Source organism: Streptomyces solitudinis (assembly GCF_036323765.1).
Lineage (GTDB): Bacteria > Actinomycetota > Actinomycetes > Streptomycetales > Streptomycetaceae > Streptomyces.
In genome coordinates, this window is sequence record NZ_JAZDCW010000004.1 from 98,131 (window position 1) to 110,701 (window position 12,571).

A 12,571-nucleotide genomic window follows, 5' to 3' on the forward strand; every position below is an offset into this window, starting at 1 on the left:
TGCGGCGCCGATGACGGGCAGGACGAGGGCGGTTTCGGCGGCGTGGACACCGGACGCCGACCCCGCTCCGGGCCGGTGGACGGTCCCGCCGCAGCTCCTAACGCCTGCCGGCCTGAACCGGGCACAGGTCGACGGAGGCGATGACCTGGTCGGAACCCCCCTGTACCAGCTCGACGGGGTTCTGCAGCCGGTAGGCGGCGCCGTTCTTGTAGTGGTTGTTCTCGCCGGGCGCCCAGAAGCAGAGACCGATGAGGGGGTCGCGCGGCACAAGCGCGAGACCAGCCCCTCCGATGCCTCCGTAGGCGTTGCGCCGGGCGAGCGGCTTGAGCAGTTCGACAGGCTCCAGGCCGCTGGGCAGACCGGTGACGGCGGCGGTGGTCGCCGCCGTCACGAGGTCGGCGGGCTGCAGGTGCGGGACGTGATCGGAGGGGCGGTCACGATGGGCATCACTACACGGCCCGGCCTTATGTAGTCGGTGCCGACCGTGGTGAGGTCCAGCGAGTCCGCCAGCCTTTTCGCGTGGCCCTTGCTGCCACCGCCGGGAACGTCGGCAATGACGACCGCCCGCTCACCGGCCGTCTGCAACTCCCTCTCGATACGCTCGTACAGGTAGCGCAGGTTCCGCCGTGCCCCTGCTGCCGCCCCGACACCGCCCTCGGCATCCTCGGCTGACCCAAGGACGGTGGTGGCGTCGCACGGGCGCCCTTCCTCAAGGGAGCAACGACCTGCTGGGCGCGGGCGTCACCCGCCGGGTGCGGTGCTGGCGCTGGTCTTCGGCCGGGGGCAGGGGGCGGCTATCGGCGGTGGTCGAACAGGCCGCGCGCCTTCCGCGCCTCCGCTTCGGCCGCCTGCTGCCGGGGCGGCTTCCTCCGCTCGGTGCCGGGCGGCGCGCTCAGCCTCCGCGCGGTCGAAGTGCTCTTTCGCGCACGGCTCGCACATACCGGTGCTCCCGCTGCCCCAGGGCCGGCCCCGCCCGAGCACCTCCTGCCAGCGGGTGTCGGTGAACCTCTGCCCGCAGCCGGTGCACACCGGCCGCTGTGCCTCCCGCTCGGCGGCCTCACGCTCCGCCTCACGGCGGCGGGCCCGCTCCCGCTGGAGGGCGTGCAGCCGGTCGCCGTCCGGGTTGTCCAGCGCCTCGGTCAGGGTCTGCCACCGTGCGCGTCCGAGCCTGCGCCACACCTCCCCGGCGGCCCCTGCCGGGTCGGCGGTGATCCGCTCGAGTTCGGTGACGACCACAGGCACCGCCTGGTGGTAGTCCACGGCCGTGATGCCCGCGGCCTTGCCCCGGCCTGGTCGCCGCGTGCCCCAATCTCGCGGAGGAGCTGGTCTTGGTCCGCAGCGCCCACGAGGCACGCGAACTCGCCGTCGTCCTTCCCCAGGACCGGATCGTCTACCTCGACCTGCCCGAGCACGAACAGCTCACCATGCTCTGAAGTGGCCCACTGGCAGCACTTCGACGGGACTCGCATCACGGCCACGCAGGGCTGGCTCGCGTGACATCGTGGCGGGCCCGACCGGGCCCGCCGGGCGAGGCCCTCAGCTCAGGGCAGCGTGGCCGGCCTCGGTGGCCTCCGTCAGGTCTGGCCGCTCTCCGTTCGCCGGGTGGACGATCCGGATGAGACCGCCGTCGTGCAGGTCGAGCATCGCCTTGTAGAGCCCGAACTGCTTCTCCTGCCATTCCACACGCCGAGGGTCTTCCTCGGGGGCGCTTCGCTCGAAGTCCGCAGGGTGGATGGTGTGAAAGAAGTCGGAGGCGGCCACGGGCTCTGGTGACTGGGCGATCAGGCGGAGGAGCTCATACTCGTCGGCGTTCAGCGTCATGACGGCAGCGTAGAGGCCGGGCTGGGCAGGGATGACGGACCCGGGCCCAGGAGCCCTACGCCGGGCGGACCGGGATCGCGGGCGTCCCCCCGGCGGCCTACCACGGCTACGGACACCACCACTGCGCCTGCCTGGCCGTTCTCAAACTCGCCGCCGTCCTCTGCTGTGACAAGCGACTCGCCCGGCTCGCCACCTAGGTCTCAGATCGCGGGCTTCACGCCTGCCCCGGTTCGGTGAGCATCAGCAGTTCCGCGCGGGCTTGGGCGAGCTGGTCGGAGGTCAGGTACGGGGTGTTCACGGCGGCGATCAGTCCTTCCGCGGCGTAGCGGATGGCCAGTGTTCGTCCTGGTGGCAGGCCGTCGGCGTCGAACGCCTCGTTCCAGGCGCGGGCGTCGGCCTGCTGGAGGGCTTCGGCGGACTCCGCGACTTCCAGGGTGCCCAGTGCGGCGAGCAGGCCGCTGGGGCTGAAGACGCGGGTGAGGTATTCGCTCCCGCCGGTGAAGGCGCGTACGTATCCGCGGGTGAACTTGCCGGGGCGGTTCTCGGCGAGATCGATGTGGGCACGGACCTCTTCCCAGGACCGGCTGATGGTGTGCTCGATCACCTGGCTGATCAGCTCCTCGCGGGTCCTGAAGTGGTGCATCAGTCCGCTCTTGGTGACTCCGGCGAGCGCCGCGATCTCCGCGAGGGTGGCCTTGGCCCCCCGCTGTTCGAACGCCTGCTCCGCCGCTTCCAGGACCGCGCGGCGTGTGCGCTCACGGTCGCGCACCAGCTCTCGTTCAGGCAGCGTCATGGTGCACCTTCCCCACACGAGTCGACGGGATGACCCGCCAAGCGATCACAGCCGCCACCAGCAGCAGGGCGGCCGCGATGAATGATGTCATCTGCATCGCCGAGGCGAACGCGTCCCGTGCGGCAGCGAGGACCGCACTGTCATCGACCGTGGCCAGCGTCGACGCCAGCGACTCGTTGACGGTGGCACGCTCCGCCGCGTCCAGGTTCTGCGGCAGCTCCAGCCGGGAGCGGTATATCGCCGTCTGCAGTGAGCCCAGGACCGCGATGCCGAGGGCACCGCCGAGTTCGTAGCCGGTCTCCGCGATGGCGGCCGCAGCGCCCGACCGCTCCTTGGGCACCGCGCTGACCACCGAGTCGGTCGACAGCGTCATCCCGATCCCGATCCCGAGGCCCAGGACGGCCAGTGAGGCTCCCAGTCCCCAGTAGGACTCCCAGGGCGCGGTCGCGCCGATCCCGGCGAGACCGAGCGCCCCCAGGCCGAGGCCGAAGCCGATGGAGCGCCCGGCGCCCATCCGGAGGACCAGGAAGCCGATGACGGCGATGACTGCGATGGAGGCGATGGTCCCGGGCAGCTCTGCGAGGCCGGCCTGCAAGGGCCCGTAGCCACGCACCATCTGCAGGTACTGGGAGAAGAAGAAGAGCAGGCCGAGGAAGGCGAAGATGGCCAGCGCGTTCGCACCGACGGCGCCGGCGAAGGCGGGGAGCCGGAACAGCGAGACGTCCAGCAACGGAACGGCCAGGCGTGACTGTCGGCGCAGGAAGGCCCAGCCGGCCAACAGTCCCACGGCGGCGGCCAGGAGCATGAGCGTGTCGGGTCCGGTGCCGATCCAGCGCTTGACGGCATAGACCAGGGGCACGATGGCCAGGATCGACAGCGCCGCGGAGGTCAGGTCGATCCGGTGGCCGACGGTGCCGCGGGACTCCGGCAGCAGGAACCATCCACCGACCAGCGCCAGCATCATGATCGGCACGTTGATCAGGAACACCGAGCCCCACCAGAAGTTCTCCAGCAGGACGCCGCCCACCAATGGCCCCAGAGCGGCCCCCGCGGTGGCACCGACCGACCAGAGCGCGATCGCGCGGGTCCGTTGCACGGGGTCGAGGAACATGGACCGCACGATCGACAAGGTCGAGGGCATCAGCGTGGCCCCGGCCACACCGAGCAGGGCCCGGGCCGCGATCAGGGCCTCCGCGTTGGGCGCGAACGCCGCGAGCACGGACGCCGCACCGAACGCCGCGCTCCCCGTCAGCAGAAGGCGTTTGCGGCCGATCCGGTCAGCGACATTGCCCATCGTGATCAGCAGCCCCGCAAGCACGAACGCGTAGATGTCACCGATCCACAGCACCTCGGTGGCCGTCGGGGACAAGTCCGCGGTCAGCGACGGAACGGCGAGATACAGCACCGTGCCGTCGATAGCCAGCAGCATCACGACAAGCACGAGCACGACGAGGGCGGCCCATTCGCGGGGGCCGGCAAGCCGCGGCGTCAGGTTCAAATCGGTCACCCGAACAATCTAACAGACCAGATGGATTGTTAGACAAGCTGCATGGTCTGTTGATGGTGTTCCGCGGCGCGGGACGGTCTGCTCCGCCAGCCCGAGCGGCTGGTGAAGTGCATCGTGCAGCGGACCCACCCACTCGCGCATCGGCTCCCGGCGCTCGCGGGTGAGCACCATGTACGCAACGCTGTCCACGGTGAGGACGGAGGCCGCACCGTTCCCGCCGGGCTCCAGCGCGGCGAGCGCCGTCTCCCGGTTGTCCCACAGCTCCTGGACGGGAAGAAGGACCGATGACGGACCACGAACAGCGGGCCCGGCCTCCACCCAGGCCCGGCGGGCCCGGCCTGGGTGGAGGCCGGGCCCGCTGTGCTCACCGCGGCTTGGGCGGCGCGGTCAGCGCCCGCCGGTCCTCACCGTGGCCGACGACCTGCCACACCGGCCGGTCGGCCCCCTCATGGGTGAGCTGGTGCAGGGTCGTCGTCGCCACGGTCATCCGGTAGTTCACGTTCGACAGACGGCGGACGCGGTCGTGGAAGGCGGCCTCCCTCGTCTCCGGGGCCGCACGGCGCGGGGCCGGGGTGAAGACGAACAGCAGCGGCGGGAAGGGCCGCTCCAGGGACGGCCCGGCGTAGGTCTCCTGCCAGTGGGAGCGCGGAGTGCGGGCGGCGTTCCCGCGCCCGGTGGGCGGTGCGTTGCGGTAGGTGTCGTAGCGCTCCAGCTTGGCGAGCAGGCGGGCGTAGGACATGGTGCGGTCGATCTCCACGAACACGTGGGAGCCGCCTGCCAGGAGCGCCACGGCGTCGGGCACGAGGTTCCGGGCCGGGGTGGGGTGGGCGACTTCGACCTGCCAGTCGGCGTGGTCGGCGACCTGCGCCTGGTGGGAGGCGATGACGGTGTCGACCAGGGCGAGGCCGTGCTCGCGCAGGCCCGTCTTGCTGGCCGCGATGCGCTTGCCCGTCGTCCGGCCGGCTGTGGGCGCGAGCTCACCGGAGGCGGCTGCTTCGGCGAGGCCCGCCGGGGTGCAGTACCAGTAGCTCTGCGGGGCGCGGTGAGTCCGGCCGACCAGGGCCGGGGATTCGGCGAGCAGGTTGCGCAGCGCGCGGCGGACGTGGTCGGTGTCCTGCTGGTGGGGCAGCAGCAGCGCCTTGAGCTGGCGGGGTGTGGCCAGGCGCAGCTGGGCGAGGGTGAGCAGGACCTCGCCGCGGAGGTCCGCACCGGCCTTCGTCGCCGCGGCCATCCGGGCCCGGGACGCTTCTCCAGGTACGTCAGTACTGGGAGTAGAGGAGTTGCAACCGGCCGGGGCAGGCGAATCGGGGACCTGGTCAGCAACAACCGTCAGACAGCGGCTGGGAGCTGCGGGGCTGGGAGCGGGGCCTGTCGCAGGGCCCGCCGCAGGGCCCGCCGTCGCAGCGGTGGCCGCCGGGGCCGGCGGGGCGTGCGGGTCGGGTGCGGTGGTCATCGCGTCCTCGGGTTTCTCCGGCCATACGCGGCCGGGTCGGCGGTCGTCCGGCCCGCACGCGGATCTGCGCACGGGCCGGAGCCACCGTCGGAAAGGACCCCTTGTCCGCTGTCTGACGTTCAGCACCGATCGGTGTCTTCTGTGCCCTAGAAACGCCTTGACCAGGATGGTTTTCCGTGACCAGCACCACACGTGCTCCTTGGGGGACACGTCGCAGGGGTCGCGGCGGACTTCCCAGAGCCCGCGCTTGGCACGGATTCCGGAGTCTGCGCCGTATCGGTGTCAGGCCGGGGCTGTCGTAGATCCGGTTCTTGACCCGGATTCCGTAGTCGTTGACCGCCCGCCAGTCCGAGGGCAGCAGCTCGACGTAGTCCTCACCGGTGAGCGCAACGGGGACGTAACCGCAGGCCTCGACTAGCGCCGCGCGCTTCTGGTTCGGGGTGAACAGCCGGCCCGGGTGGGCGGGGTCGCGCAGGCCGTCGTGCGGCCGGTTCTGCCAGTGGGCGATATTCCACTCGTCCAGGAGTTCCTGCAGCCAAGCCGTCCTCGCCCTCCACCACGATTGCGCGAGGAGCTCTGGGAGGACTCGCCGTCGTTGGGGCTCACGGCAGTGTGACGACCTGTGCTGCGTAGGCGAGTCCGGCGCCGAAGCCCAGAAGCAGGGCCCGGTCACCACTGGCGACGGCGTTCCTGGTCAGCAGGTCGTCCATGGCCAGGGGGACGGAGGCGGCTGAGGTGTTGCCGGCCTCGCTGATGTCCCTGGCGACGACGGTGTCGGGCCGGAGGGCCAGGGCGGAGGCGAGGGTGTCGATGATGCGTGCGTTCGCCTGGTGCGGGATGAAGGCCGCTATGTCCTCGAGGCGCAGTCCTGCGGCTTCGACAGCCTGACGGGCGATGTCCGGCAGGTGGGTCGTCGCCCATCGGTACAGCTCGAGTCCGGCCATGCGCAGCGCGGGCCGGGACGCATCAGGTGCGCGGTTCGGCGGCTGGGGGCCGCAGGTGACGAGCTGATGCCGGTCGCCTTCGGCTCCCCACACCACGGGGCCGATGCCGGGAGCGTTGCTGGCAGCGACCACAGCGGCCCCGGCGCCGTCCGCGAACAGGAACGCGGTGTCCGGATCGCACGGATCGACCAGGTCGCTCATTCTCTCCGAGCCGATAATCAGGATGCTGTGGGCTTCACCGGACCGCACGAGGGCGTCGGCCTGAGCCAGCGCGTACCCGAAGCCGGCACAAGCCGCATTGAGGTCGACGGCGCCCGCGGTGGACGCTCCCAGTCTCCGAGCGATGCGCGGAGCCGCCGCCGGAACCTGTTCGGTGAAGGAGGTGGTCGCCAGGATGACCAGGCTCAGGTCGGCGGGGTCGGTGCCGCACTGGGCCAGTGCCTTGCGGCCCGCTTCGACCGCCATGGCGATGACGGACTCGTGCTCTCCCGCGAAACGCCGTGTCGTGATCCCGGAACGTCGCTGGATCCACTGCGGGCTGACACCGAGGCGCGCGCCGATCTCGTCGTTGCCCACCTCGAGGGAGGGCCGGTAGGCGCCGACTGCGGCGATCCTGGCTCCGGCGTGTGGGCGGCGGGTGCGGAGCGTCACCCTTCCGCCTCTTGTGGAGAGGAGTGCGGAGTCATGTTATCGGGGCGGGGGACCAGTGAGTGCAGGTGGCCGTCCAGGTAGGCCTGTCTGCACGCCTGCCGTTGGATCTTGCCGCTGGAGGTCTTCGGGAGCGCTCCGCGTCGTACGACGACCACCTCGTGGACCGGCAGTCGGTGTGCTGCGTGGACTATGCGGCGGACCTTGTCGCACACACCGCTGGGGCCGGTCTCCCGGAGCACCCGGCCGTCGGCCTCGACCACCACGATCAGGCGCTCGTGCCACCCGTCGTCCAGGGAGAAGGCCGCCGCGCAGTTCGGATGCAGTCCGGACACCGCCCGCTCGGCTGAGAACTCGATGTCCTGCGGGTAGTGGTTCTGTCCCTGCCGGACGATGACGTCTTTGAGGCGTCCGGTGACGTAGAGCTCTCCCGCCATGAAGTACCCCAGATCACCGGTGCGCAGGTAGCCAGAGGGCTGGTGGTGGGTCTGCGGGGGGACGTGGGAGTCCTGGTCGTGTGCCGGCCGGGCGTGGAAGACTCTTTCGCTGTCGTGCGGTCGGCGCCAGTAGCCGGCGGCCACCGACGGTCCGGCCAGCCAGATCTCCCCTACCCGGCCCTCACCGACAGGCTGCCGGGTGACCGGGTCAGCGATCATCACGCTCGTGCCGGGCACAGGGGTTCCGCAGCTGACGACTGCACTGGCGCCGGGAGAACGGGGAACCGCCGGTTCGACGCGGCCGGCGCGCAGTGCCTGAGCGGACAGCCACGCGATGGTGGGCCGGTGCCCGTCCGGGGTAGCGGTCGCGGTCAGAGTGTTCTCGGCCAGTCCGTATCCCGGGCACATGGCGTGCCGGCCGAATCCGTGAGGCTCGAAGGCTGCACAGAACGCTTCGATCGCCGTGTGGCGCACCGGTTCGGCACCGTTGCCGGCGAAGCGCCACCGCGACAGGTCGCCCACTTCCGTCATGTCACCCCGGCGTGCGGCCTGTGCGCACATCTCGTAGGCGAAACTGGGTGCCACGCTGTGGGTGGCACCGAAGCGGGCGATGGCCTCCAGCCATCGGGCCGGGCGGCGGATGAACGCCGCTGGAGCCATCAAGTACGACGGTACGCCTGCGTATAGTGGCAGCACGACTCCGAACATCATGCCCATATCGTGGAAGTTCGGCAGCCAGCTGACCATTCGGCCCCCGCTCCCCAGTGGGCGCTGCTGCTCAGTCTGCACAGCGTTGGACAGGAAGTTCGCGTGGCGGATCATGACACCCTTGGGCTCCCCCGTCGATCCCGAGGTGTACTGCAGCAGTGCGATATCACCCGCTACCGGTGCCGTGCCGGGTTCGGCCGCGATCCCGGACGGCTGCGCGTCATCGGTCGGTACGAGGGTCAGTCCCGCCATTTCGGGCGCGCCGGTGAAACGCCCCTCCACATCCGCCTTGACGCCCGTGGTGGTCAGCACGACGGAGGTGCCGGCGTCCTCGGAGATCCGCCGAATCTTACGGAGGTGTTCGCGCCGGGCGGGTACCTGTACGGGGGCTGCGACGACCTGGCCGCGCATACAGCCCAGTAGGGCGCGGACAAACTCCAGACCGGCGGGGTACATCAGCAGCACCCGTCCGCCCGTCAGCCCGCTGGAGCGCAGGGCGGCCGCGCGGATGCGCGCTGCGGCCTCAAGCTGCCGGTAGGTGACCGACTCGGCTTGGTCCTCTCCGTTGCGGAGGAAGACGTAAGCGATCTCGTCGGGCTGCCTTGCGGCCTGCTCCTGCAAGAGGTCGACTACTGTCCTGGCGTGTGCGGCGGTCGTTCCCCGGCCGCAGGAGATCACCAAACTGTCGTCCTATCGAAGTAGTAGCAATCCGGGTGATCGGGGGCCTATGCCAACGGCCGCTCCGACACTCCAGGCGCCATCCGGTGCGGGCATCTTCCCGGGCTTCAGCGAAGTTTCCTTCGCTTCTCCCAGGTGCGTGGAAAAGGGCTCGCCCGCCCGGATGCCGAACCCTGGGCAACGGTCAGGCCCGTGACGCCCGTGTGCTCGTGCCCACCGTCGCGGCTACGACAGAAGGAATTCCATGCAAAGCCTCCGCTGTTCTCCCCCAGCCAGCAAGACGTCATCCGGGGGCGGAAGGAACACATCGGTATCACTGGCTTTCCTCCGCACGCCGTCCCTGCACGACCTGCAGCAACGCTCTGAGCTCCGCCGTGCTGTGTGCCCGGGCGTACGAGTGTGGGGCGCAGGGCAGAGTGAGGGCGCGCGGATCGTGCGAGTTCTCACTGTCTTCCGGGTACGCGGTCGGTTTCCTCCCATGCGCCGGGTAGGCGACGTGGCTATAGGGAATGCACGTAGGTGACGGGGAGGAGATCACCGCCCCGGTGCATTCGGTCAGACATTCATCAAGACCCTCCTCCGCCCGACAGGCCCTTCGCCGGCGGCTTGACCGCCGCTCGCCCATTGCTCGGGCGCACCAGCGCCGTGCTCCTCCACACCACACGGCTGGCGCGTCGTGCGATCACACCACTTACTCGGTCATGAACGCTCGCAGCAGCGGTCGCCTGCACACCTGGGCGGCTCTCGACACGCGGAGGCTCGCCGCACCATGTCCCGTACTGCATCCTTGCCCGCGCTCAGCCACCGAGTCGTCGCCACCCCTGCCATGTGCGGCCCCGGCCCCCTGTTCTTCGGGCAGGCCGGGGACTGGACATGGCAGGCGGTGGGCGCCGCGTGCTCCCTGAACACCTTTCGAGCGCGTACACCCGACGGGCGCCCCTCTTACCTCGCCTTCTCCTACTTCCGGGTGCGCGCCAGCGCGCTAGTCCACCCCTACGGCATCGCGTTCGGCGATGAGTTCGACCTGGAAAGCCGCGTCTACCAGGCAGGCAGCCAGTCCGTCGTCACGCTCCACCGTCTAGCCCCGCCCGACAGCGACCTGTCCGCTCTGCACCCCGGCGAGTTCCACGTGCGGCCCCGCGAAGACTGCATCTACATCGAGACCTTCAACCGGTGGGTCTCGCGCAGCGCCACGGGCACCAACCACAAGCTGCTCTCCCGCGTGCCGACCGGTTTCCAGGACGCCGGCCTGCCCACCCTGCCAGCCCGTCACTCCCCGAGGAACGACTGCGGCCACGCCCGTCATCACGGCACCTTCCACCCCGGTGGAATCACCGATCACCGCCTGGCCGTCACCGGCTTCCAGACCTCTTACACCGTTGACGCCGCCCGCGACCTCAACGGTGCCGACCTGCTCTACTTCGCGTCCTACTTCGCCATCATCGACACCGCCCTGCTGCGGTTGTGGCATGAGCTCGGTCGCAGCGACCACGACTTCCTCCGTCGGCATCTACTCGATCACCGCATCGGCTACTTCTCCAACGCCGACCCGGGCGACCGTCTCAAGCTCGACGTCCGTCTCTGGCGCCACGAGACCAGTCAGCAGGAGACCGCGGACGTCTCCTTGACTGACGCGGCCACCGGCCACCTGATGGCGGTCTCCTCGGTCCGTCTGCTGCCACCACCCACCTGACACAGCCACTGCCACCGCCGACTCGTCCAGCCGTACGAAGGAATCCAGTGCCATGCCGCCACTCACTCCGGCGCAAGTCACACGTGCCGTCCACGAAGCCATTACCGCGGTCCTGCCCACGGCCGACGCCACGCAGATCACCCTGTCCAGCAGTTGGGAGGAACTGGAAGCTGACTCCGTCGACCGTGTCGAGATTCTGTGCAATGCGGCCGACAACCTGGGTTTGCCGACTCCAGATCCCTCGCTGGAGAGCGCGCCAACGGTCGGAGCACTGGTTCAGGGCATCCTCGCCTTCAACCCCCCTCCCACACGGCTTTTGTTTCACCAGACGAGGCTCCCCTGCCCTGAGGCAGACGATGAGCACCTTCACGGCGACCTCCACTCGGCAAGCGATCAGGCCGACCCCTGAGAAAGTGCCGCCGCCACGGTGATGTACCCGTCCTATGCCGACGCAGCAGCGCGCTGACGCCCGTTGCCGTGCTTCGCCCCCTCCGGGCGTCCGTCCCCGTATCCGCTGGCTGTTAACGACACGCCCAGCCATCGGCGTGTACCTCCCCGGCCACCGACTGCTGCGCGGCCCCCCGTATGGCCCCGAAGGCAACCACACTCCGCACTCGGGCCATGAGAGCCAGTCCCTTCCCTTCTGCCGGAAGAAGAGAACCGTGTCCACACACGTTCCTCCACCCCTTGGCATCCACGAGCGTCGAACCGTGGTCGACGGACTCCTCACTGTCTATCTGGAGTCCGGCTCCGGCCCAGATCTGCTCTTGCTGCACGGGGCCGGAGGCAGCTCCTTCGACTGGATCGCGGTGATGCGGCAGCTTGCCGACACCCACCACGTATTCGCCCTCGATATGCCCGGTTCCGGCAAGACACCGCCTCTTGATGCCTACTCCCCTCAACGGTACGCCGCCTTCGTCGAGTCCTTTACCGCCAGCATCGGCCTCAAGGACTACGTCCTCGTCGGCAACTCCTTCGGGGGGATGGTAGCCATCCACGTGGCCCGCTCGGTGCACCGGAACGTCGAGCGCCTGGTTCTGGTGTCTTCCGGCGGCCTGGGGCGCGCGGCGAATCCTCTCCAGATCCTGACGAGCCTTCCTGTGATGCGCCGCATCGTCCTCGCAATGAGCCAGCTCCCCGGCGCTCCGCTGATCAACACGATCGGGAGCGCGCTGAGCACGACATACCAGCCGTGGAAGATCCCCCCTCTGTGGTACAAGGACCGGGTCCAGCGGGCAAGAGACCCACAATTCGTGCGTACATCCCTTGCCGTGCTCGCGGACGTCCTGACCCCGTTCGGTCAGCGTTACGACCTGAGGCCTGAGTTGCCGCACCTCGATATGCCGACCCTGGTGGTCTGGGGAGTCGGCGATCGTCTCGCACCCGTGTGGCAGGCCGCTTCCGCCTCTCTCCTGCCGCGGGGCGACTGCAACCTGCTCCCGGCTGGCCACTGCCCCCAGCTGGATGTAGCGGGCGACTTCGTCAGGGTCGTCCGTTCGTTCCTGAACGACAACAGCCACGTCACTACTGGTACGGACAGGCTGAAACCGCCCGTGGAGTGCACCGGACCACGGGGTGTCAAGTGAACCCGCCGCTGAGAGCGCTCAGTGATGGTGAGTTGGTCGATGTGCCCTCGACCGTCGACGAGATCCGGGCCGCTGTGCAACCGACGCAGAGCGAAGCATTCGAACGAGAACTCGGCGGCGCGACCTTTCACGCACTACCGCGCCTGCTCCTGCACTGGGCCATCCAGGCTGCCGGCGCCGAAGCGGGCACGCCGTCCGCACCGGTCGCCACCAGCGCCGAGATCACGCCGTTCGGCTGACGGTCGATCGACAAGTCAACGGTTCCACCGCGCGGAAAGGGAGACATGCCTGCCGACGCTCACA

Annotated in this window: 12 protein-coding genes; 4 read left to right on the plus strand and 8 right to left on the minus strand. The window is 69.5% G+C overall.

Features of this window, described 5'->3' with window-relative positions; genetic code table 11:
• Nucleotides 1-97: 97 nt before the first annotated feature.
• The 8 genes from V1J52_RS11810 to V1J52_RS11850 all read right to left on the minus strand — a co-directional run bounded on the left by V1J52_RS11810 (nucleotide 98) and on the right by V1J52_RS11850 (nucleotide 8,932).
• On the minus strand, nucleotides 98-391 hold the full coding sequence (locus tag V1J52_RS11810; protein ID WP_330139668.1) for a hypothetical protein: 294 nt from the start codon (nucleotides 389-391) through the stop codon (nucleotides 98-100).
• A gap of 350 nt (nucleotides 392-741) precedes the next feature.
• Nucleotides 742-1,242, minus strand: coding sequence for a hypothetical protein (locus V1J52_RS11815; protein WP_330139669.1), 501 nt, complete (start codon nucleotides 1,240-1,242; stop codon nucleotides 742-744).
• A gap of 294 nt (nucleotides 1,243-1,536) precedes the next feature.
• The gene (locus V1J52_RS11820) at nucleotides 1,537-1,821 is read right to left on the minus strand and encodes a hypothetical protein (protein ID WP_330139670.1); all 285 of its coding nucleotides are present in this window, start codon (nucleotides 1,819-1,821) and stop codon (nucleotides 1,537-1,539) included.
• A 214-nt stretch (nucleotides 1,822-2,035) separates the two neighbouring features.
• Nucleotides 2,036-2,614: a TetR/AcrR family transcriptional regulator gene (locus V1J52_RS11825; RefSeq protein ID WP_330139671.1), complete on the minus strand. Its 579-nt coding sequence runs from the start codon at nucleotides 2,612-2,614 to the stop codon at nucleotides 2,036-2,038.
• A complete protein-coding gene (locus V1J52_RS11830; protein ID WP_330139672.1) occupies nucleotides 2,601-4,121 on the minus strand; it encodes an MFS transporter in 1,521 nt (506 codons plus the stop codon). The genes V1J52_RS11825 and V1J52_RS11830 overlap by 14 nt, the downstream gene beginning before the upstream one ends.
• Nucleotides 4,122-4,485: 364 nt before the next feature.
• Nucleotides 4,486-5,352: a replication-relaxation family protein gene (locus V1J52_RS11835; protein WP_330140097.1), complete on the minus strand. Its 867-nt coding sequence runs from the start codon at nucleotides 5,350-5,352 to the stop codon at nucleotides 4,486-4,488.
• Nucleotides 5,353-6,176: 824 nt separating this feature from the next.
• Entirely contained in the window at nucleotides 6,177-7,169 is a 993-nt protein-coding gene (locus tag V1J52_RS11845; RefSeq protein ID WP_330139673.1) for a beta-ketoacyl-ACP synthase 3, read from the minus strand.
• Nucleotides 7,166-8,932 (minus strand): fatty acyl-AMP ligase, encoded by a 1,767-nt coding sequence (locus V1J52_RS11850; protein ID WP_330139674.1) that lies wholly within the window; start codon nucleotides 8,930-8,932, stop codon nucleotides 7,166-7,168. Before V1J52_RS11850 ends, V1J52_RS11845 begins: the two co-directional genes overlap by 4 nt.
• 826 nt (nucleotides 8,933-9,758) lie before the next feature.
• On the opposite strand from V1J52_RS11850, the gene V1J52_RS11855 reads away from it, so the two are divergent.
• From V1J52_RS11855 to V1J52_RS11870, 4 genes are all read left to right on the plus strand, one after another.
• On the plus strand, nucleotides 9,759-10,682 hold the full coding sequence (locus V1J52_RS11855; protein WP_330139675.1) for an LnmK family bifunctional acyltransferase/decarboxylase: 924 nt from the start codon (nucleotides 9,759-9,761) through the stop codon (nucleotides 10,680-10,682).
• Nucleotides 10,683-10,734: 52 nt separating this feature from the next.
• Nucleotides 10,735-11,091: an acyl carrier protein gene (locus V1J52_RS11860; RefSeq protein WP_330139676.1), complete on the plus strand. Its 357-nt coding sequence runs from the start codon at nucleotides 10,735-10,737 to the stop codon at nucleotides 11,089-11,091.
• Nucleotides 11,092-11,392: 301 nt separating this feature from the next.
• The gene (locus V1J52_RS11865) at nucleotides 11,393-12,268 is read left to right on the plus strand and encodes an alpha/beta fold hydrolase (protein WP_330139677.1); all 876 of its coding nucleotides are present in this window, start codon (nucleotides 11,393-11,395) and stop codon (nucleotides 12,266-12,268) included.
• Nucleotides 12,265-12,507, plus strand: a complete 243-nt coding sequence (locus V1J52_RS11870; protein ID WP_330139678.1) for a hypothetical protein — start codon at nucleotides 12,265-12,267, stop codon at nucleotides 12,505-12,507. The genes V1J52_RS11865 and V1J52_RS11870 overlap by 4 nt, the downstream gene beginning before the upstream one ends.
• Nucleotides 12,508-12,571 lie beyond the last annotated feature (64 nt).